Here is a 25885-nt window from a genome sequence, read left to right as displayed (position 1 = left end):
TTTCAGGAGGTTTCAGCAATGATAAAAGTACTTTTTGTTTGTTTAGGAAATATATGCCGTTCGCCAATGGCTGAGGCGGTTTTTCGTGATTTAGTTAAACGGGAAGGTCTGGAAGATAAAATTTTTGTCGATTCAGCGGGAACGGGAGGCTGGCATGTAGGAAGCCCGCCGCATAGAGGGACTCGAGAAATATTAGACCGTTACCAAATTTCTTATGAAGGTTTAAAAGCACGTCAAATTCATAAGAATGATTTATCAGATTTTGATTATATTATTGCCATGGATGGAGAAAACTTAGGAAATTTGCGCCGGATGGCAGGATATAACAATACGGGTGAAATCAGTCGTTTAATGGATTTCGTACCAGATGCTGATATTTTGGACGTCCCTGATCCGTATTATACTGGGAACTTTGAAGAGGTTTATGACATGGTTGTCAAAGGCTGCAAAGGGCTGCTCCAGAAGATCAAAGAAGAACACCATCTTTCGTAGAAGAGGTGAAAGTCAAATGAAATCGCAAAATAAATTGTTAAAAGGGCTGTTCATCGGAGCGATCGCAGGCGCAGCGCTTTCTTTATTGGATAAAAAAACAAGGGACGATGTAATCAGCAAAAGCAGATCAGCTTTTAGCAAAATCAAGCAGTGCGCAGAAAATCCGATGGAGATTGCTGATAAAACAAAGGAAAAAATGAACTCTGTCAAAAGAACAATCGAGCAAACAATCGAAGATATTGAATTTGTTTCTGAAAAAGTGAAAGAATTAAAAGAAACGACACCGAAAGTAATGGAAATAATGAAAGAAGCAAAAGAGAAATGGAAGGAGCGCCTTTGACAGAAACTAGTTTGAAATGAGGTGCCAAGATGGATGACCACATCAACCTTCTTCAAATCGCTAAAGAGCTTTTTAAACGGTTTAAAGAAGATGAAATATCAAGTTTAGCTGCGGAGTTAGCCTACTTCTTTCTTTTGTCTCTTTTTCCATTCCTTATTTTTTTAATGAATCTCCTTGCATATTTGCCCCTCTCTTCAGATGTTGTTCTTGATTTTGTCGCACAATATGCACCGGGAAATACAATGAAATTGATCGAAAACAATGTGAGGCATATTATTGAAACTCAAAATGTGACCCTTTTGTCGTTCGGAGTCATTGGAACAATTTGGTCTGCCTCAAATGGGATTAATGCGATTGTCAGAGCTTTTAATAAAGCATATCAAGTGGAAGAAAACCGTCATTTCCTGGTAGCTCGCTTGATGTCTATTTTGTTGACTTTTGCCATGATTTTAGTCATTTTAGTTGCACTGCTGCTTCCGGTGTTTGGCAGAGAGATAGGCTTGTTTATATTTCGGGCGTTCGGATTTACAGAAGTGTTTTTAACGATATGGAATACGATAAGATGGTTATTAAGTGCTGTTATTTTGTGCATCGTTTTTACAGGACTGTATTTTATTGCGCCAAATAAACGGATGAAAATTTCTGAAGCATATCCAGGCGCTTTATTTGCTACCGTTGGCTGGATTGTTGTTTCTCTTCTTTTTTCTTACTATGTCGGAAATTTTGGGAATTTCAGCGTGACATATGGAAGCCTCGGCGGGGTGATCATTCTTCTAATTTGGTTTTATCTTTCCGCGGTTATTATTATATTAGGCGGGGAGATCAATGCAATTTTATCAAAAAATTCCAATAATTAATAAAGGCCGCCATTTATTTCGAAGACTTTTTTTCATTTCACATGGTCATATTAAAAATGAGGCTGAAAAAATTGACGTAAACAGGAGGACATACGAGTGGCAAAGCAATCAAAAAAAGGCGGTCAACACAACAAGCAAAACTCAAAATCCAAGCCGAAGCATAAAACAAGCGGAAGTGCGAACGGCCAAAACGGCTACCATTAAAAGAGATATTATCAAGCGCATTCCTCGGGCTGTCGACTTTTTCGACAGCCCAGGTTTTTTTGTATTCAGCAAGAATTTAGCTATGTTTGCCATGAGTTCAGAGCTTTAATTTTATATTAAATAAAGTTCGGCAAGAGGTGAGTGTCTGCGCGTTTAAGCTTCTTTTTTTGCGGGAATGTTCGCATCGGACCTCCGGCGGCGGAAGGCTTCTTTTGCGTTTTCTACTCAGCCATTTCTAAATATCGATCATAAATAGAAGCATAAATGTGTTCAATGTCCGCATCCGTCATATACATAAGCGTTTCCCGATCAATATTTCCTATTTTTTCAATAAAATCAATCATATTTTTTCTTTCCTGCCGTTTCATCATTTTTCCCCTCTCCTCTATAATGTTATGATACAGTTTTTTTATTTTGAAACTATTATATAACAGATGGAGTAGATGTTCAACTTATTTTTTAATTTTTTTCCCGCAATTTGTATTAATTGCAAATAAAAAAATTAATCAATTACAATAAAATTGTAGATATTAATGGAGGAGATGATACAGCATGGAATTTCAAATGAAGGAAATTGGATATAAAACAACTTTTGAATACGGAGAACTGCATGTGGCAGGTGATGTTACATACGGATTCCGTCCATTTCAATTGATGGTTTCCGCCATTGCTGGCTGCAGCGGAAGTGTTTTCAGAAAAATTTTAGATAAAAAAAGAATCGTTTATGACGATATTACGATTCAAGCTGAAGTTGAACGGAACGAAGAAAAAGCGAACAGAATTGAAAAAATTCATCTTCATTTCATCATTTCAAGTTCCAGCGAGGATTTGGACCGTGAGCAAATTCAAAAATGCTTGGAGCTGGCGCACAAAAATTGTCCAATGGTTCAATCAGTAGAAGGCAGCATCAACATTACGGAAACATTTGAACTAAAATAAAAGCTTTTATGAGCAAAAAAATTGTTTTTAGAAAAAAATGTAATACAATAAATGTGTATAATTCCGATCTGATTTCTAGGAGGTAATGTGATGACACAAACGAAGCTTGCCCGCCAGGCCGAATATGAAATTGATTCTATTTATTTAAAACGCTGGTCTCCGCGTTCGTTTTTAACTAAAGAGGTTCCGGAGGATGTGTTACTAAGCCTTTTTGAAGCAGCACGCTGGGCGCCTTCTGCTTTCAATTTCCAGCCGTGGCGTTTTATTATCGCTCGCACAGAGGAAGATCGCAAAAGATTTATGTCATTCATTGGCGAGTTTAATCAAATTTGGTGCAAAAACGTCCCGGTTTTTGCCTTGATTATTTCTAAAAAGACTAGCGAGCGGGGGGAAATCGGTTCCCACGCCTTTGATGCAGGTGCAGCTTGGGGCTATTTATCATTAGAAGCAACAAGAAAAGGCTTGATTACGCATCCGATGACAGGCATAGACTTTGAAAAAGCACGTCAAGTTTTAAACATCCCTGAAGAGTATGCAATCAATGCGCTCATTGCAATTGGCTATCAAGGGGAAAAAGAAGCTCTGCCGGAAAGCCTGCAGGAAAGAGAGGCACCAACCCCTCGTCGTCCTATAAAAGAATCCATTTTTGAAGGCCTTTTTGGCGAATCGCTGAATGAATAAAAGTTTCAACAAAAAATAGAAGCAGATGATAGAGATCTGCTTCTATTTCATTTTTATGAAGAGGAATTGTGGCATTGCCGATTTACTACATTTAGTTCTGAAAAATTTCCTTTCAGATATTACGCTAGAGTCGAAGGTGTAAAAGTTCGTCCGGCAAATTCAAAAACAAAATGTTATACGGCCTCGCTAAAACGGCGTTTATGTTGGATTGTAAAGTAGGTGATCGTTGCGAGAACAAACACGATCATAAAAGTGAGCAAAATAAATGCATTTTGCCACATAAACGCATAATCGCCGCTCGAAATGACTGAACGGAAGCCGGCTACGGAATATGTCATTGGCAGCCAGTTGTGGAGCGGCTGCAACGCTGTTGGGATTAACTCTAACGGGAAGGTACCGGCGCTTGTAGTTAATTGTAAGATTAAGATAATGATTGCTAAAAATCTTCCCGGATCACTTAACGTTGTGACAAGCAGCTGAATTAACGTCATGAACGTTAAGCTTGTGATGATCGTAAATACGATAAATCTCGCAATACTTTGCACTTCAATGCCTACTCCTGCTAGTAAAATTGTATCGGCTATCAACGATTGCATGACGCTGATCATAACGAGAACACCAAACTTGCTAAAAAACCAACTCATTCCCGTTTTAGGTGTAGTTGCTGGTTCACGAAGAGGGTACACAATTGTTACGAGCAAGGCGCCGACAAACAATCCCAGCGATAAGAAGTACGGAGCAATCCCCGTTCCATAGTTAGGAACTTCGTTTAATTTTTCGTTTTTAATTTTAATAGGTTTTGCAAACATATCGTATATTTCTTTGTCCGCTTTGACGTTGCTGGCATCTTTGGCTCCATCGTGCAATTTTTCTGCCAATTCATTAGAACCTTTATCCAGCGTCGTCATTCCTTCCGTCAATTGACCAGACCCGTTAGAGAGCTGCTCGATTCCGTGTGAAAAGTTTCCTAACCCATTTGTGAGTTTTTCCATTCCGTTTGCTAATTCGCCGGAACCAGCAGCAAGCTGATTAGTGCCATCTTGCAGTTGATCAGAACCGGAAGCGAGATCATGCAAGCCGGCTGATAATTGTCCGCTTCCTTCCATCAGCTGGGTTATTCCGCTTTTCGCTTCATTCATTTTTTCACCGAATGTCGATAATCCTTGGGAGAGCTCCTTCTGTCCGCCAGCTAATGATTCGGCACCTGCGGCGAGCTGCTCTTGCCCTGCTACTAGTCGTTTGAGACCGTCGCTTAAAGCGACTGTTCCGCTATGCAATTGCGCTGATCCAGAAGAAAGCTGATCAGCTCCATCTTTCAATGCTGCAGCATTTTCGGAAAGCTGGCTGATACCGCTTGTTACTTGTTTGCTTCCATCCGCCAGCTGCCCTACACTTGCACGCAGTTCTTTGAGTGCCGTTTTTTGCTGCGGATCAGATGTTTGAGCGATCATAGCATCAAGCCGGGCTGTCAGTTGTTCCAGTCCGGCACTCACCTGTGCCGCTCCCGTTTTCGTTTGTTCTGCTCCCTTAGCCCATTGTCCGAGTGATGACGACAGATTGCTGGCTCCGCTTCGTACTTTCTCGGCTCCGTTTGCGAGCTGAGGAGCTTTTTCATTTATTTGTTTCATTCCATGAAGTGATTGCTTTAATCCATCCGCCAGCTGCTGAGAACCATTTCTTGCCTTTTCTGCACCATCGAGCAATTTCTCTTGGCCTGCAATCAATTGTTCAAGACCGGAATTAAAACGGTTCATTCCGCTGTTCAGACGCTCGGCTCCGGAACTAGCGGATTGCAGCCCATTTTTAAATATCAATGATTTTTCAGCCATCGTTTTTAAATGTCCATATATTTCTTGAACTCCTTGTTCCGCAGAGAGCGCGCCGTTGTACAGCTCTTGTGAACCATCTTTGGCCGAATCAACCCCGTCCTTCAGCTTTATTGCTCCTTGTTTTGCTGAATCAATGCCGTCATGCAGTTTCTTTGCTCCTTCGCTTGCCGATTCGAGCCCTTCTGCCAGCTTCTTAATATTTTGGAACATTGTTTCGGCATATGTTTCCGTTAATGTATCACCAACTTCTTCTTTCAGTTTTTCAATGGTTTTATCCCCGATTTGTGCTGCGAAAAAGTTCATGCTCTCATTCGGCATATAAATGAGCTCCATTTTTTGAGGGTGTTCGTCCTTTATCGTAGTTGCATGCTTTGAAAAGTTTTCTGGAATTTTGATAACTAGATAATATTTCCGGTTTTTTAATCCGTTTTCCGCTTCTTTCTCGTCAACAAATTCCCAAGAAAGCTGCTTTTTCTTTTTTAGATTTTCCACTAGATCGTCGCCGATCTTTAACTTTTCCCCATTCAATGTTGCCCCTTTGTCTTGATTGACTACAGCGACCGGCAATCTCTCTAAGTGGCCATACGGATCTCCAAATCCCCATATAAACATTCCGCTATACATAATGGGGATAAATAAAATAGCGATAACAGGAATCAAAATTTTCCGATTCGCTACAATCATTTTTAGCTCATGTAAAAATAATGAGATTCCACGCAACGGTTATCTCCTTCCTTTTTCGTACTTTTGACCATTTTGCTCATTTAGTCATTTTATGATAAAAGAAGAAGGACTATCTATTTCGACAATCCTTTTAAAAAATACAGCTCAAATAATTCAGCGATTTTCTCCTTTGGCAGCGGCTCATGTTCCTTTTCCCAATCAAAGTTTAGGGCGATATACATTTTTAACATTAAAAAGGCGGTGATTTCGGAATCACAGTTGCGAATTTCTCCTTTTTTTATGGCGTTGTCAATTTTTTCGCGGATAAAGGCGATAATCGCCCGATCCAATCTTTTCATCACTTCTTGAACGGCCGGAGTCCCGATATCCCGAATTTCTTGGAGAAGCTTAATTGTTAGTGGATGTTGCTTTCGAAACTCTGCAATGCGATATAAAGCGCGATGGGCGTTTTCAAGAAATGGACGATCGGGGTCCATTGCATGCTCTGCCGTTTCTTTTATTTCTACAATAACTGAGGAAATAATTTCGTCTAACAAATCCTCTTTGCTTTTAAAAAACGTATAAATTGTTCCTTTGCCTACATTCGCGAGTTTCGCCACTTGTTCTATCGTCGTTGCCTTATACCCGAATAAGGAAAAAGATTTTGTCGCCGCATCAATAATATTTTGTTTTCGATCGATAGCCATGCTCCTCATCCTCTTGATTGACTAAATGGACATTTTGGTCATTTCGTTAAAATTATCATACTATATTTCCTGATTAAAATAAAGGGGTTTTTTTACAAAATGATCGACAGGCTTTACACATGCGGCTGTCCTCATTTTTAAAAAGGGAAGAAGGTCCAAGCACGATAACGTTGTGAAATGTTTGCAAAAACCACCACATTATAGTATACCGTCAATCATCCGAAGCTGTAATCGGCAAAAGGCTTCTGCTTCAGACATCATTTTTTTCTTGTTGTTGTATTTTTTAGATTTGTCAAAATATATTGCTTATGTCAGAATAAAAATAATTTTTACGGACAAATTTTTTTCCATAATTGTAAACGGCCTTTTTTTAGAAGGAAATGTTTATTTTAAACAACTTTTGTTAAAATAAGTAAGCGAAGTTTTCGGGAAAATTATTGCTAAATATGGGTGGTGAGCTTTATGTTCAATCGTATATTATCGATCTTGGTTGTTGTTGGATTGCCGTTGTCCGTTATTGGCAGTTTGATGCATTGGAATGCACTGCTTCTATTTGCAATTTATTGTTTAACGATTATCGGACTCGCCAGTTTTATGGGAAGAGCGACAGAAAGCTTGGCGATTGTGGCAGGTCCACGAATTGGCGGACTGTTGAATGCAACTTTTGGGAACGCTGTTGAGCTCATTATTTCAATCTTTGCGTTAAAAGCAGGTTTAATTTCAGTTGTTTTAGCATCTCTCACAGGTTCTGTAATCGGCAACTTGCTGCTTGTTGCAGGTTTATCGTTTTTTGTTGGTGGATTAAAGTACAAGCGGCAGAAGTTTAATGAATACGACGCAAGACATAATTCTGGATTGTTAATGTTTGCGGTCATTGTTGCCTTTGTCATTCCAGAAGTGTTTGCACAAACAATGAATGATACGGACACATTGACGTTAAGCATTGGCATTTCCATCATTATGATCGGGCTCTATTTAGCCGCGTTGTTTTTTAAATTGGTAACCCATCGGGGAGTTTATCAGAAAAAAGAGGAGCAGATCGAAGAACACGAAAGCCCGGAATGGTCTGGCAAGATCGCAACCATCATTTTGTTTTTGGCAACAATTGCGGTTGCATATGTTTCGGAAAATCTTGTACATACGTTTGAAACGGTCGCACATGAACTTGGCTGGAGTGAATTATTTATTGGGGTAATTGTCGTTGCCATTGTTGGAAATGCAGCGGAGCATGCGTCTGCGATTATTATGGCTTACAAAAATAAAATGGATGTAGCGGTTGAAATCGCCATCGGATCAACCTTGCAGATTGCCATGTTTGTTGCGCCTTTGCTTGTATTAATTTCGCTTCTGTTTTCAGAAAAAATGCCGCTCGTCTTTACACTTCCTGAGTTGATTGCCATGGCGACAGGAGTACTGCTCATGATTGTAATTTCCAATGACGGCGATACGAACTGGTTTGAAGGGGCTACTTTGCTTGCTGCTTATGTCATCATGGGGATAGGCTTCTATCTATTATAGGAAGATATTTTGCGGATAAAATACAAATAGCTTGAAAAAACTACAAGCAAAGGCTACTTGAAAGGAGATAACCACATGAAACAGCTAATGACGTTATTTATTTCAGTCATGCTTGCATCGGTTTTTTCAAGCTTAAGCTTCGCTGAAGCACCAACTATCCCCAAATCGGTGATGGATATTTCAAAAGAAAATACGTATCCAAATCCGAGTCAAAATCTTCCTTATTTACAGCCAAGTGAATTAACAAAAGAGTTAATCAAAACATCCAACGTCCCGATTGAAAATCCTGTTTTAATTAAAATGTTAAATGAGTCTTCCATTACACCTTCTCCAACCGCCATAGGATATAGAGCCGCCATTTACTTGGGACGGTGGGCATTGAATTATGAATCTGAGGAAACAACAGTCAATTGGGAGTATCAAAAAATCAATACAAACTTTTTTGACAATCGAGGCGGTAAGTCGCCCGTTCAAATTAGCTATAAACAGGAGGCGCAAAAACGGGTAAAAGGAGGATTAACCGCTAGAATTTCTGATCATAAAGATGTCAAAAAAATGATGCTGATGAAGGCGGCAAAGAAATCGAAAATGCCGCTAGCATTTGAAACAATTGTCGGCTTCGGGACGAAAAAAAATCAAGTATATAATATCCCGCCGAAAAAAATGGGGTATTTATACGCATACGTTCCCGCTGTCAACGAAAAAGGAAAAGTCACTTACGGAGAAGTGTATTTAATGTTAAAGGGAAGCAAGAAGCAAATTGTTGTCAAAAATGTTACGCAACAAGGCATTGGAGCATGGATTCCTGTGCAGGATCGGGCATCCTTCCACTTTCTTATTACCAATCAGCCTAGATAATAGAAAAGGGCGGGCGAAAGGCAAATATATTGCCGAAAGAAGCCCAAGCCCTTTTATTTATATGCGCGCTTTTCTTTTTGTAAAATCTAAGTCTCGGTAATAACTATTTTTCACTAAAAGATTCGGTCCAAGACACGCTACGTTTGGACAATGGCAATTCAGCTGTTGGGCAATCGGGGATTGCATCCATTTTTCATAGGCTGATAAAAGAGTATCTTTTTTGATGTTTCCAAGCGGCGGTACATCGCCGAAATCTGTCACAATAATGTCCCCTGTAAAAATATTGACATTGAGACGGGATCTGCCGTCAGGGTCATTTCGAACAGTCACGTTTTTGCTTTCTCTCAATCGCTTCAGCAATGCTAAATCTTCCTCATTGTCGCTGCAAGCGTAAAACGGGAGTGTTCCAAACAGCATCCACACTGATTCGTCGCGGATATCCAAGAGCTTATGAATTGCTTCGCGTATCTCATCCAAGCTGAGCGTTTCAAGATTGCTAGCGAAATCACTTGGATACATTGGATGCACCTCATGGCGTTGACATTTCATTTCGTCTACAATTTGTCTATGGATTTTTTCAAGATGAGGAACCGTCCGTTTATTCAGCATCGTCTCCGCTGAAACAATTACTCCCGCTTCAGCCAGAGCTCTAGAGTTTTCAATGATTCGTTCAAAATATTTTGCACGTTCTTTATATGGAGGCTTCTTTTTCATCATTGCAAATCCGGCTTCAACAAAATCATCGACTGTTCCCCAGTTATGGGAAATATGCAAAACATCTAAATACGGGATAATTTTTTCATAGCGTTTCAAGTCCAATGTTAAATTGGAATTGATTTGGGTTCGTATCCCGCGTTCATGTGCGTATTTTAAAATGGGAACGACATAATTTTCCACAGATTTTATCGAAAGCATCGGCTCCCCGCCGGTAATCGAAAGGGATCGCAATGTCGGCACTTCGTCTAGCCTTTTTAAAAGTAAATCGAGCGGCAGCCCTTCCGGATCTTTCGGAGATAAAGTGTATCCTACAGCGCAATGCTCACATCGCATATTGCAGATTGTGGTGGTGGTAAATTCTATATTTGATAATGTTAATTCACCGTATTCCTTCATATCTAAATAAGCTTCCCAAGGGTCATAGGAAGGAGTAATCTTTTTGAGGGTTGTATAAGTTTCCATAAAAATCATTTCTCCTTTAATTAACGTTCTCAAGACATAACGTTCCTTATGACGATATTGCCCTGTTACCTCTACACCGTTTTTTGAATTAATGCTTCCAGCAATGCGGAATACCCTTGAAGCATCAACCGCCCTAGAGTCGCCCCCTAGCTCTTTTAATTGTTCTAAGAAGTGATTTTGTACCGCTTGCCATAACGGTGAAGCTTTGTAAGGAACAGGCTCTTTAAGCCAAATTAAAACCATTTCTTGACCGCTAAAAATGATTATATTCGGCTCTGGAATCGATTGGCCAAAATAATCGTATTCTAATTTGCCGATTATCCAGTTCGAATTATAATTAAACAAATAAAAATCTAAATCAACATATAACGACTTTAATTGCCTTATATTCGTAATTTGTCGGCTAGGCTTATAAAATTGTATTCTAGCTAAAATAAACATCCTCTTCGAGCCATTCTGTTAGTTTTTCAGCCAATTCCTGTGGTTTGTAATGATATTGGATGAATTTACCTTCTTTTTTCTTTGCAACAGTAATCCATCAATCAGAGTTATGATGATGAAACCATGCATGGTATCTAGCGTTATCTAGCCTTTTTGCATTTTCCATAAATATTTTCTGGTGTGCGTAAAATGTTTGTGGGAGAAATTCTTAGAATTCCCGATGAGGGGGGTAGGAACGTAGGTTCGTAATCCCCTCATCGGGGTCACCAAGCGAAAGCGCGGTAGGATCCCAAGCAGGAACATGAAAAAAGGACTCTCTCCCTGATAAGATGATTATTGACCACACTATCAAACAGGAGGAGAGAGTCCCATGAATATTCAACAACATCTTACCACAAATTCGTTGACATGGAAAGAGATCGAACTTGATTTGTTTCGGCCCTGCAAAACGCCTTCGCCGAGCTGTTTACGGCTTTGTTGGAGGACATCGACCGACAATTGGCGGAAACCCGGGACAAGCGCCGGTACCACTTGAAAGACAAACGACGCTCCACGATTCAAACCCTGTTTGGCGAAGTCACCTTTGAGCGAAACTACTATTTAGACCGAGAACAAAACCGTTACACGTTTTTGCTTGACTCCCTTCTAGCGTTTGATGGATCGCAGTCAATCAGTCCTTGTCTAGAAGAAACGGCGGTGGGATTGGTTGTGGAGTGCTCTTCTTATCGCAAAGCGGCTTGTACGCTTGCCCAGATGGTCGGGTATCCGGTGATAAGCCATGAGGCGATCCGCCAGTTGGTGCTCGAAGCCGAAGCTCCGCTGCACTGCCCGGTTGACCAGCAATATGGACGGATGCTGTTTGTGGGAGGCCGATGGACTGTTTGTCTCTCGCCAAGGGAAGAGAAAACGGGCCAAGGAAGACAAATCCTGATCGTTCACGAAGGGTGGAAGCGCAACGGCTCACGGATCGAATTCGTGAATCAGCGCCATTACGTCCATGAGGGCAAGAGGGAGGTGTGGGAAGGCTTCGAGGAATTTTTGATGAACGAATATGCCTATGATCCGTATCGGGATTAATAATGCAGAAAAAATTAAACCTACTATTCAAAACCTAGACAGCAATGGAATCAAACTTCAATTAGATATTGATACAGATGAATATGCTACGGATTTAATTATAGATTCAAATCTAAAAGGTAATGATATAACAGTTAGTTCCGTATTAGATGTTGGGGATAAGATTGAAAAAACAGTATATGATGTAAAAATAATTGAAAATACTGAAGAACAATTTAAAGCTATTTTAATAGAAAAAAATACTGGTGAACAAATAACCATCTCTGAAAATGAAGCTAAAGCATCTATAATAAGTGTTGTTGTACGTATAATTGGCGGAGCAATTAAGTATGTTTCCAAACAATCAGGTAAACAAGTTACAAAATCAGCTGCAAAAAAAGCTAAATTATCTTTTAGTAGTGGAAGAGCTGGAGAGAAGTATTTAGAAACATTAGTAAAAGTAAGAAGTAAACAAGAATATTTTAGAACTCCTTTAGGTGGTAGATATATAGACGTGCTCGATACTTCTGGAATTGGACATGAATCTAAAGTTGGTTATGTTTCGTTAACTTCAACTATAAGAAAACAGATTGATAAAGACGCCTTATTAATCAAAAAGAAGGAACTAAAAGGTGCTAAATGGCATTTCTTTAGAAGTGATACTACAGGAAAAGTAGGGGCAAGTAAACCTGTACTAAACTATTTGAAATCTAAAGGAATACCTTATAAAATTTATAAATAATATTTAGACTAGAGGTCACTAAAATTAGAATTGTGAATTTTAAGTGTACTAGTTCGTTTTGAATCACATGGGAACCTCTTTCTTTTAATAATAATATATAATTAAGATATAAAAGACAAAATGAATTTTTGGAGGAATACTAAATATGGCTTCCAATGACCGTCTAAATATGACTAATGCATTAAAAAAGATTGTTGTTCCTTATTTAAGAGAACATGGTTTTAAAGGTTCATTTCCACATTTTAGAAGGAAAAATGAAGATAATATTGACTTAATAACTTTTCAGTTTAATCGTTATGGTGGATCTTTTGTTGTAGTTTTAGCTATTTGCCCAATTGAAGGAGTAACAACGAGTTGGGGAGAAGAAATTCCGCCAAGTAAAGTGACTGCACACGATGTAGGTATAGATTACCGATATAGACTCACAGAAAATATAAAAGAATCCAATGAAACTTGGTTTAACTATGAGGATGCAAAGAATGAAGAAGATTTTGACTTAGTCGCATCAAGAGTGTTGAGTTTATTACATGTGTCAGACAGAAATTGGATTAAGAATCTTTTTAAATAATATAACTACTGATGCTAGTATAGTTTCATGGACACCCTTTAGTGAAATATAATATTAACGAAGGGATGTGTCCTGATATAGGTAACACAAGCGAAAAACGTAAACGTTATCATGCTGAATTTAAGGAAATGGTGGTTGAGCTTTATCAAACTGGAACACTAGTAAAACAGATCTTGATCGAATATGGCCTGTCTGAAACGACATTCTACAAATGGATCAGAAAACAAAAACCGGTTAAGGTGGATGACGGGGGCTCTTTTACCCCGGAAGAATTTCTGAACCTGCAAAAAGAATTGCATCGGCTGAAAGAGGAAAATGAAATCTTTAAAAAAGCTATGGTCATATTCGCAAAGAAGTAGATTCAAACCACTGTTATATCCATGATTGACGAGATAAGAGCCAGACACCATTATGACCTTAAAACCATGTGTACGGTCCTTGGCGTGCCGAGAAGTACCTACTATCAATCCAAACAAAAAACAGAATCAAAAACAAAACGGAAAACCGGGAGCTGACAGACAGAATACGAAAAATCCATACGGAAAGCAAGCAGAGATACGGAGAACCGAAGATCCACCATATGCTTGAAAAAGAATGGCTCAAAGTCAGCCTGAAACGGGTTCAGCATTTGATGAAGGCTGCAGGCATTTATTCCATTATCAGAAAAAAGTATCGCCCCCATTCCAATAAGGGCAAGATGGAAGAACACGATAACCTGCTGAACCAGGACTTCTCAACGACAACCATCAACGAGAAATGGGTTACGGATATTACGTACATTCATACTTTGAGAGACGGTTGGTGCTACTTGGCTTCCGTAATGGATTTACATTCCAGAAAGATTGTTGGTTACGCTTTTGACCGTCACATGACGACTGAACTGGCTTTAAAGGCAGTAGAAAACGCTTATCAGGCACAACGTCCAGGTCCGGGATTGATCTTGCATTCTGATTTGGGATCCCAGTATACAAGCGAGAAATTTGTAGAATACATGGAAAAGAAGCAGTTCAAACACTCCTTCAGTAAAAAAAGGTTGCCCATACGATAACGCCTGCATTGAGTCTTTCCATGCAATTCTGAAAAAGGAAGAGATCTATAGAATCAACTATTTGAACTTTCAAGCTGCCAGAAGAGCCTTATTCGAATTTTTAGAAGGCTGGTACAATCGGAAACGGATTCATAGCTGCCTGGGCTATATGACGCCACAAGAAACAGTAGACAGTATCAAAGGGCAGCGTAGTGCTCTTCACAATTTTACAAGCATCCGCTTTACATGGAGTGGCGGGTGTGGTAGGCTTATTTGCCATGCGAAAGAATTCATTGCCCCTTTCACCCTTCGCATAACACCACGCCCGCAGAGGCTCCATGTCAAGCGACAAGCGATGTCAATGAGATCAAAATTAAATTTCACTTATTGGTGTCCAAAATACTGACTTAAATCCAGTTTAATTCTTTCTACAGTACTAGGACTAATAATTTAAAAGAGAATGGACATCGTTCCCCTCTTTTGCAGCGTCTAATACGAATATAAATTCACGTAAAAATGTCCTTGGAAGTACAGTGATTTCCTGTTCAAAGGCAACAGTAAATGATTCAACATATTGCTTAATAAATGTATCATCAATAACTGTCTCTGGTATCCATTTGTGTACCATACCGTGGATTTCCCTAACTTTATATGAAACTTCTATTAATTGTTCAGTTGAGAAACGGTTTAATTTCATCAATGGGGTTGAAAGTACACCACTAACCCTTCCATTTTTTGTGAAGATAAAGGTTTAATTCTAGAATATAAAACATCATGTTCTTTAATTGATCGATCCTCGTTTTTAATTAAATCATCCGTTCCAGTAAATAACATATAACATCCTTTCCTTACATACGATTCACTTATTCCTAGCAATTTAGCTAATTTGTAATTCGAGAAATCAGGATTCAACTCAATTGCTTGTCTAAGTTTTTCTAAGTTCTTATCCGTTTTATTGCGCTGTTCTTTTAAATACTCCTCACGGCTTTTTACGCCCATTTCCCGGCGTTTTTGTTTCCTTCTCCGCTTTTCATTCGCATCTATAATCGTGCTTAAATGGCGTTGTTCGTCCTCTGTTATATCTTATCTAACCATTCAATTAATTTTTTATTGCTGATATTATATCCAGCGCCAGGATACCCTTTTTCTCTAGCTATTCGGTTTGCTTCTTCGTTATTCCGTGCATAATAGGCCTTTTCAGCGCTTCTGGTGGATCTTCTTAAAGGCTCATTAAACTGTAAATTAAACGTTAGCGTTTGTTTTAAGGCTTCTTCTGGATCATTCAAAAAGCAACATAACCAATAACGGTACAAGAAACAAATTGTCTCACGATAACCAGTAACGTTATAATTGCGTAATTCAACCAGTTTTTCTAAGTCTAGTAATCTAGCATGATGCGATCGGAAGACGTTAAAAAGATGTTGTACCTTCTTTTTTCGTCCTCTTTTTTTAGGCTTTCCTGTTTTGGCTCAACCTCAAGTTCCGGAAAATACCTCAAATTGTAAACTGCACCATTAAATAATTGTAGCATGCCATCAGAAAAATGTAAGCGAATTTGAATCGAATATGATGTAAAAAAGTGTTGACAGAGGGGAAGGATAGTGGCATAATCCAAGTAAACGAATAAGAATTATAAAGTTAATAATAAAACTCTTATCAAGAGCAGGTGGAGGGATGAGCCCAATGAAGCCCGGCAACCGACTCATATGATGAGCACGGTGCTAATTCTCCCAACAGAGATGTTGAAAGATAAGAAGTTGTTTTGACAAAAAACCTCTTCTTATTGAAGAGGTTTTATTTATATAAAAAAATCTGAATGAAGAGGATTGAAAAAATGGGTCACGTAACAGCAGTATACCAAATCATTGCGAAACGAGAAGATTTAGAAAAAAAAGCAGAAGGCATTGCTCTTGGATTAACGGTAGGTTCGTGGACTGACCTTCCTCTTTTAGTGCAAGAGCAGTTAAAAAAGCATAAAGGACAAGTGGTTGAGATAAAAGAAACAGGCGAGGATCCATCCTCCGGCAAAACGATTGCACAGCTTCACATTCGCTTTCCGGGAGAAAACTTTTCTAAAGACATTCCTGCCATCTTAACGACAACTTTTGGAAAATTATCACTAGATGGAGAAATAAAATTACTAGATTTGCAGTTTGACGATGAGATCTTTCGGTATTTTCCAGGTCCTCGATTTGGAATTCAGGGGTTACGAGAAAAACTTGGCGTTTACGACAGACCGTTAGTGATGAGCATCTTTAAAGGTGTAATTGGACGTGATATGGATTACCTTCTTGCCCAATTGCGGGAGCAGGCTCTCGGGGGCGTCGACTTAGTAAAGGATGACGAAATACTTTTTGAAAATTCGCTCACATCATTTGAAACAAGAATAAAGGAAGGCAAAAAAGTTCTTGATAACGTGTATCAAGAAAAAGGGCACCGAACTTTGTATGCGGTCAATTTGACGGGAAAAACATTTGAATTGAAAGATAAGGCAAGAAAAGCAAAAGAATTAGGTGCCGATATTTTGCTATTTAATGTTTTTACATATGGCCTCGATGTGCTGCAAGCATTAAGGGAAGATGATGAAATCGCCCTCCCAATTATGGCTCATCCGGCGTTTAGCGGATCGTTTACTTCATCCGAAAAATATGGGCTCTCTCATTCCTTATTGCTTGGAAAATTGATAAGAATTGCTGGAGCAGATTTTTCGTTGTTCCCTTCACCATATGGCAGCGTTGCATTGGAGCGTGACAAAGTTTTAAAAGTGAAAGAAGAATTGGTGAAGGAATCAGTTTTAAAACCAGTTTTTCCTGTTCCATCTGCTGGCATTCACCCGGGTCTTGTTCCCATTTTAATTCATGATTTTGGAAAAGATTGTGTCATTAATGCAGGAGGCGGTGTTCACGGTCACCCGCAAGGTGCTAAAGGCGGAGGAAAAGCTTTCCGTCAGGCAGTTGACGCTGTTTCCCGGGGTGTTCCCCTTAATGAAGCAGCTGAAGACATAGAATTACAAGAAGCAATTCGGCTCTGGGGATGGAAGGAGGCACCGTCCAATTGAAGCCAGTAATATTTTGTGATTTTGATGGAACGGTGACAAAAAAAGATAACATCGTTAGCATCATGAAGCGTTTCGCTCCAAAAGAGTGGGAGCAATTGAAGGATGGCGTCCTTTCCCAGTCGATTAGTATTCAGGAAGGAGTCGGCAAGATGTTTGCACTTCTTCCATCTTCTTTAAAGGGTGACATCATTCACTATATTTTAGAAACTGCAGAAATAAGGGAAGGATTTCGCGACTTTGTTCATTATGCGAAAAACATGAACATTCCTTTATACATTGTCAGCGGCGGAATCGATTTTTTTATTAAACCGCTGTTGCAGCCTTTTGATTCTATTACCGCACTGTTTTGCAATAAAGCGGATTTTAGCGGAGAAACGATCACCATTCATTGGCCTTATACGTGTGATGAAAAGTGTCCCAACCAAAATTGTGGGTGCTGCAAACCGACAATTATTCGGCAAATTGCAAATGCTGACACTCATTCCATCATCATCGGGGATTCCGTCACAGATTTAGAAGCCGCGAAGATTGCAGATACAGTTATTGCACGTGATTATTTATCAAAAAAATGTCAAGAATTTTCTATTCCTTATCAATCTTTCGAAACATTTTACGACTGTATTGACATTTTAGAGAAGACAATAAACAAAACAAATTTCATAGAAGAAAAAGGTGGCGCAAAATGAGTGTCGTTTTAACTCGTGTTCATGAGCTTGCGGAGATTAAAGAGGAGCTTGCTGCGAGGGATTGGTTTATGGGGACAAGCGGCAATTTAGCCATAAAAGTTCAAGATTCCCCGCTTCAGTTTCTTGTGACCGCAAGCGGCAAAGATAAACGAAAAAAAACGAAGGAAGATTTTTTGCTTGTAGATGGAGAAGGAAATCCTGTAGGCGCAACACAGCTGAAGCCTTCGGCAGAAACGCTATTGCATTGCGAAATATATAAAAGAAGCAAAGCCGGCTGCAGCCTGCATGTACATACGGTTGCAAATAATGTCATCTCCGAACTTTATGGTGACGCTGGAAAAATTGTATTTCAAGGACAAGAACTGATAAAAGCGTTTGACCGCTGGGAGGAAGATGCAGAATTACAGATTCCGATTATTTATAATTATGCCCATATTCCTACATTAGCAAGCACTTTGGGCGATTTCGTGAAGGAGGATAAAGGGGCAGTTCTTATTCGCAACCACGGAATTACTGTATGGGGAAAAGATGGCTTTGAAGCGAAGAAAATTTTAGAAGCTTGTGAATTTTTATTTCAGTATCAGCTTGCTCTTATTCAAGCAAAAGCCGGTCTCCTTGCGAGTACAGGAGCTTTAAATAATTAAACATTTTAAGGAGGTATTTTACATGACAACGATTAAAATTCAAGGAACAAACGAAGTTATCAGCAATCAAGAGGAAGTGATTTCATTTTTAAATCAACAAGGTGTTATTTACGAGCAATGGGATATTGCCAAATTACCAGAGCATTTAAAAGAGAAATATCTTTTAAATGATGAGGAAAAACAAACGATTTTACAATCTTTTGAAAATGAAATTAAAGATATTTCAGCAAGACGCGGCTACAAAGCTTGGGATGTCATTTCTTTAGCAGATCATACGCCAAACCTTGAAGAGCTGCTGAAAAATTTTCAGCGTGAACATCATCATACAGATGATGAAGTGCGCTTTATTGTAAGCGGCCATGGAATTTTTGTTATTCAAGGACAGGACGGGAAATTTTTTGAAGTGCATCTTAATCCGGGAGACCTTATTTCTGTTCCAGAGGGCAGACGCCACTATTTCACATTAGCTGATGACCGAAAAGTTGTTGCGATCCGCATCTTTGTGACAGAAGAAGGCTGGGTGCCAGTTTACGAAAAAGAAGAAGTAAATTAAGTTTACAAAAAATTTATGAAAAAGCGGCTTTAAACATTCACAGCTGCAAGCTTAACATCATCTTTTTCATATAACTGGCTGCTCTTCGGATACACAATTCATCCAGCTCAGTGAACAATGTTCCTGAATGCAAAGAAACTATGAAAATACCACAGCGGCTGCTGACCCGGTTTTAATAGGTTTACACATTTTTGCGAAGAAGCTTGCAGCTAAAAGAGCACCACAAAAATAGGCTTGTCTTATGTTACAAGAGGATATAGTTTCACTTGAAAACCAAGTAAACACAGATAATTTATCAAGTATTATGGCGGGATGGGGAAAATCAAGAATAAATGATGCAGATTTATATTTTTAGGAAGGGGCTGTCTTCAAAAGTCAAAATCCATTGAAAACGAAACATCATAAGCATTGATATATCAACGTTTCTAAAACATTAAAGGGGCGTCTATAAGCCGGAAAATCGACTTATTAGACAGCCCCCTCTATTTAATGGATGCGGCGGCTGCTTTGGATCTAGAAATCCGAATCCATTTGGAGCATTTGCCGAAATCGGCTTTTACAAGCAGGTGACGAAGTGGTCTTGTAATAATGTCGTCCCCATATTGTGAATGGATATTATGAAAGACTCTTTTTTCGCTTTATGACAAACAAAGATAGAGGAGGGAATTTTTTTGAAGGATTTTACAACATATTTTACGATGACTGAGCAAGATGTCATCGAATATGTACAGAAAAAACTCGATATTTTTGAACAAAACGCAGAATTGGAATGCCGAGAGATTGGCGATGGCAACTTAAATTATGTATTTCGAGTCGTTGATCAAAATAGCGGCCAGTCTGTCATTATTAAACAAGCTGGTCCGGTTGCGCGTATTTCAGACGCCTTTAAAGTTTCACCAGATCGCAATCGGATTGAAAGCGAAGCATTGAAGCTGCAAGGGGAATTAGCGCCTGGATTTGTACCTAAGGTTTATTCGTATGATCCGATTATGAATTGTTGTGTGATGGATGATCTATCTGACCATGAAATTATGAGGACAGCTCTTTTAAAACATAAAAAATTTCCTTTGTTTGCCGACCATATTACAACGTTTCTTGTCAACACCTTATTGCTTACTTCAGATGCCGTTATCGATCATAAAGAGAAGAAAGCATTGGTGCAAAAATTTACAAACCCAGAATTATGTGAAATAACAGAAGATCTCGTGTATACAGAACCTTTTTACGATTGTGAGCAAAATGATATATTTCCAGAAACGCGAGAATTCATCCGTGAAGAAATTTGGAATGATTCAAAGCTTGCATTGGAAACAGCTAAACTGAAGTTTGATTTTATGACAAAAGCACAGTCCCTCCTCCACGGCGACCTTCATACCGGTTCCATTTTTATAAAGGAAGATTCAACAAAAATAATCGATCCTGAGTTTGCTTTTTATGGACCTGCTGGGTTCGATATTGGGAATGTGATTGCAAACCTTATTTTCGCCTATGTAAATGCAAGCTTTACAATTGAAGATCAAGAAACAAAGGAAGACTACTTGCAATATATTCAACAAACAATCTCAGACGTAATAGAGCTGTTTACAAAAAAATTTTTACATGCTTGGGATGAGAATATAAAAGAAAGAACTGCAAGTGCACCTAGTTTTAAAGAATGGTATTTAAATTCCATCCTTGAGGATGCCTCAGCCGCTGCCGGACTTGAATTATGCAGAAGAATTATTGGGATCGCCCATGTAAAAGACATCACGTCAATTGAAAATAAAGAATCCCGAGCTTTGGCTGAAAAAATTTGTTTAACAGCTGGTAAAACCTTTATTCTTGAACGTGCAAACATTCGTACAGGCGACGACTTTGTGAATGTTTTATTACAAAGTGTCCGCAAATTTATTGAAGGGGAAAAGTTTTATGACAGCAGTAAAAGCCATTCAATCCGTACAACTGGATGATGAAAACAATACGGTGATCATACTCGACCAAACGTTATTGCCGAATGAGAAAGTATTTCTGCATCTTTCTACTCCAGAAGAAATATGGGAGGCCATTTACCATCTGAAGGTTAGAGGAGCGCCTGCGATCGGAATTGCTGCTGCATTCGGTGTTTATTTAGGCACGAAGCAATCAAAAGCGTCGACTTATGAACAGCTTTTGGATGATTTTCAAAAAATCAAACAGTATTTGGCTTCATCGCGGCCGACTGCAGTGAATTTATTTTGGGCTTTAGATCGCATGGAGGATAGACTGAAAGTAGAAAAAGACAAAAGCATCGAGGAAATTAAAAACGCACTGAAGGAAGAGGCAGAACATATCCGTAATGAGGATGAGCAAGTCTGTTATTCGATCGGGGAGTATGCCCTGTCATTATTAAAACCCGGCTGGGGTCTTCTGACCCATTGCAATGCAGGAACAATTGCGACGGCGAGGTATGGGACTGCGTTAGCTCCCATCTACTTAGGCCAAGAAAGAGGCTACCATTTCAAAGTTTTTGCAGATGAAACAAGACCGCTTCTTCAAGGTGCACGTCTAACTGCATGGGAATTGCAGGAAGCTGGTGTGGATGTAACGTTAATTTGTGACAACATGGCATCCATTGTGATGAAGGAGGGAAAAGTACAAGCGGTTTTAGTCGGGTGTGATCGAGTTGCCGCAAACGGAGATGCTGCCAATAAAATTGGAACTTCCGGAGTGGCAATCTTAGCAAAATATTATGGAATCCCGTTTTATGTTTGTGCTCCGCTTTCAACAATCGATTTAGATTGTCCGACAGGGGAACATATACCGATCGAAGTGAGAAAAGCAGAGGAGATCACGACAAAATGGTATGAAAAACCGATGGCGCCGGAAAATGTGCAAACATATAATCCGGCATTCGACGTGACCGATCATGAACTCATTACGGCAATTATTACAGAAAAAGGGATTGCCTATCCACCCTTTACCAAAAGTTTAAAACACATGAAAAGCGTTTAATTGCCTTTTCATACAAAAACCCCTTAAAAGGGAATGCTTTCACATTCTTTTAAGGGGTGTAAAATTTTATTCGAAATATAATTCCGGACGTCTGTCTTGAAAAATAGGAATGGTTTTTCTTACACGGTCAATTTCTTGAAGATCCAGTTGGGCGTAAAAAATTCCTTCATCTGTTTGATCATGAACAAGAAGCTCGCCCCAAGGGGCAATGACCATTGAGTGTCCATTAAATTCATTATTTTGATCCGCTCCGACCCGGTTTACTGCTACAACAAACATTTGATTTTCAACTGCCCGTGCTTGGAGAAGCAATTGCCAATGGTCAATTCGCTTTTTCGGCCATTCGGCAGGAATGAACATAATGTTTGCACCTTTTAATGCATGGGTGCGAATCCATTCCGGAAAACGCAAATCATAACAAATAACACCACCGCAAGTGATGCCGTCCAGCTCAAATATATTTACTTTTTGGCCGGCACTCATAAATTTATGCTCATCCATCAATTTAAACAGATGAGCTTTGTCGTATTCAGCGGTGATATTTCCGAATCGGTTGACAACGTACATGGTATTAAAAAATTGTCCGTTTTTTTCCGTTGCAACTGAACCGCCGACAATATTGACATGATATGTTTTAGCAAGGGATGTCAGCAGCTCAATTGTTTTTTCTCCATTTTTGTCTGCAAGCTCATCAAGCTGATCAAGGGCGTATCCTGTATTCCACATTTCAGGCAAAACAATTGTATCCGCTTGATGGCTTGCTGCTTCTATTATATTTTTTTGAGCGATTTCATAGTTTTGGTCCGGTTCGCCTAAAATGATATTCATTTGTATACAAGCAACTTTCATGATTTTCAGCCCCTAGACATTTTTATATAAAGACTATAGAATTTTTATGATAATTTCAACTATTTTTATAAAAAAAGGTGGATTAGAGTGGAGATTTCAGAACGTTTAAAAAAGCTTCCAACACAATTTTTCTCTGCCCTTGTGAAAAAAGTGAATAACGCTGTAGCCGAAGGAAGAGATATTATTAATTTAGGACAAGGAAATCCTGACCAGCCGACTCCCCCGCATATCGTCAAAGCGCTGCAAACCGCAGCAGAAGACCCGAAAACACATAAATATTCACCATTTTCAGGTCTGATCGAGTTAAAACATGCGGCTAGTGAATATTATAAGAAACAATACGGAGTCGATATAGATCCAGAAAAAGAAGTGGCGATTTTATTCGGTACGAAAACTGGACTTGTTGAATTGCCGATGTGCCTATTAAATGAAGGAGATCTAATGCTATTGCCCGACCCGGGTTATCCAGACTATTTATCAGGCGTTGTTTTAGCCGGGGCTCAATTTAAAACGTTCCCGCTGTTGGCAGAAAATCGGTTTTTACCTGATTACAACGCCATTCCGTTGGAGGATAAAGAAGCGGCAAAATTGATGTATTTAAACTACCCGAACAATCCGACAGGAGCAACGGCCGATCTTAAGTTTTTTGAGGAAACGGTTACGTTTGCAAAGAAGCATCGAATTACCGTTGTCCATGATTTTGCGTACGGTGCGATCGGCTTTGACGGCAAAAAACCGACCAGCCTTCTTGAAGCGGAAGGAGCTAAGGACATCGGCATTGAAATGTACACATTGTCGAAAACCTACAATATGGCCGGCTGGCGCGTTGGATTTGCTGTAGGGAACCAGAATATCATTGAAAGTATTAATCTTATTCAAGATCACTTATATTGCAGCCTTTTTCCAGCAATACAATTAGCAGCAGCTGCCGCATTAACAGGCGATCAGTCGTGTGTAGAGGAGCTTGTCTCCCTTTATGAAAAACGGCGAAATACGTTTATCAATGCTATTCGGCAAATTGGCTGGAACGCCCAAGCTCCGAAAGGATCATTTTTTGCCTGGCTCCCTGTTCCGAAAGGATTTACTAGCGAAGAGTTTGCCGATTATTTGCTTGAAAAAGCAGATGTCGCCGTTGCGCCAGGAAACGGCTTCGGGCAATATGGAGAAGGATACATACGCGTTGGTTTATTAGTTGATGAGAGCAGGCTTTTAGAAGCGGTTGATAGAATTCGCAAGCTGAACCTTTTTTAACTGCTGCAATGAATGTTGAAACACTCTCCTTATCCCCCTAAAAAAATGATCAGCACGTGAATGCCTTTCCAATCAAAATTAAAAGAAGTATAATAAAAATTGTGTTAAGTGGGAGTTTTTTGACTGAATGTAAGGGGGATAAGCGGGATGGAAAAATTATATGAGAGTATGTATCAATTAATTGTGGAAACGTCTACAAAATTGCCGAAGGATGTCCGCCGCGCTATTTTGAAGGCGAAGCAGCGTGAAAATGCTGGTACAAGAGCTGCGATGTCGCTGGCCACGATAACCGAAAATATTAAAATGGCAGATGAAAATGTATCGCCGATCTGCCAAGATACCGGATTGCCGACATTTAAAATTAAAGTGCCAGTCGGTATCAATCAAATTCAAATAAAGGAAACAATAAAAAAAGCGATCGCTCAAGCGACGAAGGACGGGAAGCTTCGCCCGAACTCGGTCGATTCGCTCACTGGAGAAAATTCCGGCGATAACTTGGGCGAAGGGCTTCCAGTCGTAAAATTTGAACAATGGGAAAAAGATTATATGGATGTTCGCTTAATATTAAAAGGCGGCGGCTGCGAAAACAAAAATATTCAATACAGCCTGCCGTGCGAACTAGAAGGATTGGGAAGAGCCGGCAGAGATTTGGATGGAATCCGCAAATGTATTTTGCATGCGGTATATCAAGCACAAGGCCAAGGATGCAGCGCAGGATTCATTGGAGTTGGAATCGGTGGAGACCGTTCATCGGGGTACGATTTAGCGAAAGAACAATTATTCCGCGAAGTCGATGACGTAAATCCGAACGAAGAATTGCGGCAATTGGAAGAATATATTATGGAAAATGCAAACAAGCTTGGCATCGGAACGATGGGATTTGGCGGGGAAACCACTTTATTAGGCTGCAAAGTCGGCGCAATGCACAGAATTCCTGCGAGCTTTTTTGTTTCTGTCGCATACAACTGCTGGGCATTCCGCCGTTTAGGCGTGCATATCGATCCAAATACGGGTGAAATCATAAAATGGCTTTATCAAGATGGAGAAGATGTTGATTTTCAAGAAAATGCTGCACAAGAAGAACATTTAGCATCAACGGACTCTGAAAGACGTGTCATCACGCTGCAAGCGCCAATTACAGAAGAACAAATCCGCGAGCTGAAAGTCGGCGACGTTGTTCGCATCAACGGAATCATTTACACAGGAAGGGATGCCATCCATAAATATTTAATGGATCATGATGCGCCGGTTGATTTAAACGGTCAAATTATTTACCACTGCGGACCTGTCATGTTAAAAGATGAAAACGGCAATTGGGAAGTGAAAGCGGCCGGGCCGACCACTTCCATTCGCGAAGAGCCTTATCAAGGGGATATTATGAAAAAATTTGGCATCCGTGCGGTAATGGGCAAAGGCGGCATGGGGCAAAAAACGCTGCAAGCTTTAAAAGAGCATGGCGGAGTATACTTGAATGCGATTGGCGGTGCTGCTCAATATTATGCGGATTGCATCGAAGCGGTTGAAGGTGTTGACTTGCTGGAGTTTGGAATTCCAGAAGCTATGTGGCATTTGCGCGTAAAAGACTTCACGGCCGTTGTCACAATGGATTCACACGGCAACAGCCTGCATGAAGACATTGAAAAATCGTCATTAGAAAAGCTTTCTCAATTTAAAGAGCCGGTATTTAGCTAAATATTAAACTCAATGCCATAGCCAGATGATTGGCTATGGTATTTTTTTGAAATCAAGATGGAGCATAATTCCTAAAAACGG

The 25885-nt window shown here is 39.7% G+C and carries 26 protein-coding genes, 1 pseudogene and 1 riboswitch; of the genes and pseudogenes, 19 read left to right on the top strand and 8 right to left on the bottom strand.

Annotated elements, in window-relative coordinates:
• Nucleotides 1–18: 18 nt before the first annotated feature.
• The 3 genes from NSQ84_RS15625 to NSQ84_RS15615 are packed head-to-tail and all read left to right on the top strand — an operon-like array spanning nucleotide 19 to nucleotide 1689.
• Nucleotides 19–492, top strand: coding sequence for a low molecular weight protein-tyrosine-phosphatase (locus NSQ84_RS15625; RefSeq protein WP_130156865.1), 474 nt, complete (start codon nucleotides 19–21; stop codon nucleotides 490–492).
• 16 nt (nucleotides 493–508) lie between these two features.
• Nucleotides 509–832, top strand: coding sequence for a YtxH domain-containing protein (locus tag NSQ84_RS15620; protein ID WP_063386772.1), 324 nt, complete (start codon nucleotides 509–511; stop codon nucleotides 830–832).
• A 29-nt stretch (nucleotides 833–861) separates the two neighbouring features.
• Nucleotides 862–1689: a YihY/virulence factor BrkB family protein gene (locus NSQ84_RS15615; protein WP_063386771.1), complete on the top strand. Its 828-nt coding sequence runs from the start codon at nucleotides 862–864 to the stop codon at nucleotides 1687–1689.
• 425 nt (nucleotides 1690–2114) lie between these two features.
• Here NSQ84_RS15615 and NSQ84_RS15610 read toward each other — a convergent pair whose 3' ends face one another.
• The gene (locus tag NSQ84_RS15610; protein WP_063386837.1) at nucleotides 2115–2261 is read right to left on the bottom strand and encodes a BH0509 family protein; all 147 of its coding nucleotides are present in this window, start codon (nucleotides 2259–2261) and stop codon (nucleotides 2115–2117) included.
• 184 nt (nucleotides 2262–2445) lie between these two features.
• Between NSQ84_RS15610 and NSQ84_RS15605 the strand changes: the two genes are divergently transcribed.
• Nucleotides 2446–2832 (top strand): OsmC family protein, encoded by a 387-nt coding sequence (locus NSQ84_RS15605; protein ID WP_063386769.1) that lies wholly within the window; start codon nucleotides 2446–2448, stop codon nucleotides 2830–2832.
• 90 nt (nucleotides 2833–2922) lie between these two features.
• The gene (locus tag NSQ84_RS15600) at nucleotides 2923–3513 is read left to right on the top strand and encodes a nitroreductase family protein (protein ID WP_063386768.1); all 591 of its coding nucleotides are present in this window, start codon (nucleotides 2923–2925) and stop codon (nucleotides 3511–3513) included.
• A gap of 173 nt (nucleotides 3514–3686) precedes the next feature.
• Here the strand turns inward: NSQ84_RS15600 and NSQ84_RS15595 are convergent, their stop codons facing one another.
• Both NSQ84_RS15595 and NSQ84_RS15590 read right to left on the bottom strand, forming a co-directional pair.
• On the bottom strand, nucleotides 3687–6062 hold the full coding sequence (locus NSQ84_RS15595) for a YhgE/Pip domain-containing protein (RefSeq protein ID WP_066247741.1): 2376 nt from the start codon (nucleotides 6060–6062) through the stop codon (nucleotides 3687–3689).
• A 77-nt stretch (nucleotides 6063–6139) separates the two neighbouring features.
• On the bottom strand, nucleotides 6140–6712 hold the full coding sequence (locus tag NSQ84_RS15590) for a TetR/AcrR family transcriptional regulator (protein ID WP_066247743.1): 573 nt from the start codon (nucleotides 6710–6712) through the stop codon (nucleotides 6140–6142).
• A 462-nt stretch (nucleotides 6713–7174) separates the two neighbouring features.
• Between NSQ84_RS15590 and cax the strand changes: the two genes are divergently transcribed.
• Both cax and NSQ84_RS15580 read left to right on the top strand, forming a co-directional pair.
• Nucleotides 7175–8230, top strand: coding sequence for a calcium/proton exchanger (gene cax, locus NSQ84_RS15585; protein WP_130156871.1), 1056 nt, complete (start codon nucleotides 7175–7177; stop codon nucleotides 8228–8230).
• Nucleotides 8231–8305: 75 nt separating this feature from the next.
• Nucleotides 8306–9088 carry a YfkD famly protein gene (locus NSQ84_RS15580; protein ID WP_082829409.1) on the top strand — a complete coding sequence of 261 codons (783 nt, stop codon included), beginning with the start codon at nucleotides 8306–8308 and terminating at the stop codon, nucleotides 9086–9088.
• A 57-nt stretch (nucleotides 9089–9145) separates the two neighbouring features.
• Here NSQ84_RS15580 and yfkAB read toward each other — a convergent pair whose 3' ends face one another.
• Entirely contained in the window at nucleotides 9146–10267 is a 1122-nt protein-coding gene (gene yfkAB / locus NSQ84_RS15575) for a radical SAM/CxCxxxxC motif protein YfkAB (RefSeq protein WP_063386763.1), read from the bottom strand.
• Between the two features lie 915 nt (nucleotides 10268–11182).
• On the opposite strand from yfkAB, the gene NSQ84_RS15570 reads away from it, so the two are divergent.
• The 4 genes and pseudogenes from NSQ84_RS15570 to NSQ84_RS15555 all read left to right on the top strand — a co-directional run.
• On the top strand, nucleotides 11183–11785 hold the full coding sequence (locus tag NSQ84_RS15570; protein WP_339212088.1) for a UPF0236 family protein: 603 nt from the start codon (nucleotides 11183–11185) through the stop codon (nucleotides 11783–11785).
• Nucleotides 11760–12506, top strand: a complete 747-nt coding sequence (locus NSQ84_RS15565) for an SAR2788 family putative toxin (RefSeq protein ID WP_311066510.1) — start codon at nucleotides 11760–11762, stop codon at nucleotides 12504–12506. Before NSQ84_RS15570 ends, NSQ84_RS15565 begins: the two co-directional genes overlap by 26 nt.
• 145 nt (nucleotides 12507–12651) lie before the next feature.
• Nucleotides 12652–13074, top strand: coding sequence for a DUF4304 domain-containing protein (locus NSQ84_RS15560; protein WP_144598486.1), 423 nt, complete (start codon nucleotides 12652–12654; stop codon nucleotides 13072–13074).
• Between the two features lie 65 nt (nucleotides 13075–13139).
• A pseudogene (locus NSQ84_RS15555) lies at nucleotides 13140–14294 on the top strand (IS3 family transposase); the annotation flags it as partial.
• Between the two features lie 249 nt (nucleotides 14295–14543).
• Here NSQ84_RS15555 and NSQ84_RS15550 read toward each other — a convergent pair.
• The 3 genes from NSQ84_RS15550 to NSQ84_RS15540 form a co-directional block, all read right to left on the bottom strand.
• Nucleotides 14544–14798 (bottom strand): BREX system ATP-binding domain-containing protein, encoded by a 255-nt coding sequence (locus tag NSQ84_RS15550; RefSeq protein WP_242009363.1) that lies wholly within the window; start codon nucleotides 14796–14798, stop codon nucleotides 14544–14546.
• On the bottom strand, nucleotides 14798–15100 hold the full coding sequence (locus tag NSQ84_RS15545; RefSeq protein ID WP_339212086.1) for a hypothetical protein: 303 nt from the start codon (nucleotides 15098–15100) through the stop codon (nucleotides 14798–14800). The genes NSQ84_RS15550 and NSQ84_RS15545 overlap by 1 nt, the downstream gene beginning before the upstream one ends.
• A 77-nt stretch (nucleotides 15101–15177) precedes the next feature.
• The gene (locus tag NSQ84_RS15540) at nucleotides 15178–15387 is read right to left on the bottom strand and encodes a hypothetical protein (RefSeq protein WP_339212085.1); all 210 of its coding nucleotides are present in this window, start codon (nucleotides 15385–15387) and stop codon (nucleotides 15178–15180) included.
• Nucleotides 15388–15751: 364 nt separating this feature from the next.
• Nucleotides 15752–15857, top strand: a riboswitch (SAM riboswitch).
• Between the two features lie 78 nt (nucleotides 15858–15935).
• On the opposite strand from NSQ84_RS15540, the gene NSQ84_RS15535 reads away from it, so the two are divergent.
• From NSQ84_RS15535 to mtnA, 6 genes are all read left to right on the top strand, one after another.
• Nucleotides 15936–17159, top strand: coding sequence for a 2,3-diketo-5-methylthiopentyl-1-phosphate enolase (locus NSQ84_RS15535; protein ID WP_063386762.1), 1224 nt, complete (start codon nucleotides 15936–15938; stop codon nucleotides 17157–17159).
• Entirely contained in the window at nucleotides 17135–17845 is a 711-nt protein-coding gene (locus NSQ84_RS15530; protein ID WP_063386761.1) for a 2-hydroxy-3-keto-5-methylthiopentenyl-1-phosphate phosphatase, read from the top strand. Before NSQ84_RS15535 ends, NSQ84_RS15530 begins: the two co-directional genes overlap by 25 nt.
• Nucleotides 17842–18489 carry a methylthioribulose 1-phosphate dehydratase gene (locus NSQ84_RS15525; protein WP_063386760.1) on the top strand — a complete coding sequence of 216 codons (648 nt, stop codon included), beginning with the start codon at nucleotides 17842–17844 and terminating at the stop codon, nucleotides 18487–18489. The genes NSQ84_RS15530 and NSQ84_RS15525 overlap by 4 nt, the downstream gene beginning before the upstream one ends.
• A gap of 22 nt (nucleotides 18490–18511) precedes the next feature.
• Nucleotides 18512–19042, top strand: coding sequence for a cupin domain-containing protein (locus NSQ84_RS15520; protein ID WP_063386759.1), 531 nt, complete (start codon nucleotides 18512–18514; stop codon nucleotides 19040–19042).
• A gap of 671 nt (nucleotides 19043–19713) precedes the next feature.
• Nucleotides 19714–20991: an S-methyl-5-thioribose kinase gene (gene mtnK, locus NSQ84_RS15515; protein WP_339212083.1), complete on the top strand. Its 1278-nt coding sequence runs from the start codon at nucleotides 19714–19716 to the stop codon at nucleotides 20989–20991.
• Nucleotides 20951–22012: an S-methyl-5-thioribose-1-phosphate isomerase gene (mtnA, locus tag NSQ84_RS15510; RefSeq protein WP_339212081.1), complete on the top strand. Its 1062-nt coding sequence runs from the start codon at nucleotides 20951–20953 to the stop codon at nucleotides 22010–22012. Before mtnK ends, mtnA begins: the two co-directional genes overlap by 41 nt.
• A 66-nt stretch (nucleotides 22013–22078) precedes the next feature.
• On the opposite strand, the gene NSQ84_RS15505 is transcribed toward mtnA, so the two are convergent.
• Complete coding sequence (locus NSQ84_RS15505) at nucleotides 22079–22861, bottom strand: carbon-nitrogen family hydrolase (protein WP_339212079.1); 783 nt, start codon at nucleotides 22859–22861, stop codon at nucleotides 22079–22081.
• 87 nt (nucleotides 22862–22948) lie between these two features.
• Between NSQ84_RS15505 and NSQ84_RS15500 the strand changes: the two genes are divergently transcribed.
• Nucleotides 22949–24112 (top strand): pyridoxal phosphate-dependent aminotransferase, encoded by a 1164-nt coding sequence (locus NSQ84_RS15500; RefSeq protein ID WP_339212076.1) that lies wholly within the window; start codon nucleotides 22949–22951, stop codon nucleotides 24110–24112.
• Between the two features lie 147 nt (nucleotides 24113–24259).
• Nucleotides 24260–25804: a fumarate hydratase gene (locus tag NSQ84_RS15495; protein WP_144598478.1), complete on the top strand. Its 1545-nt coding sequence runs from the start codon at nucleotides 24260–24262 to the stop codon at nucleotides 25802–25804.
• Nucleotides 25805–25885 lie beyond the last annotated feature (81 nt).

The sequence above is a fragment of the Aeribacillus sp. FSL K6-3256 genome (genome assembly GCF_037965805.1).
In the GTDB taxonomy this organism is placed as follows: domain Bacteria; phylum Bacillota; class Bacilli; order Bacillales; family Aeribacillaceae; genus Aeribacillus; species Aeribacillus composti.
Note: the sequence above shows the minus strand (reverse complement) of the source record. Positions and strands in the feature narration are given on the sequence as shown.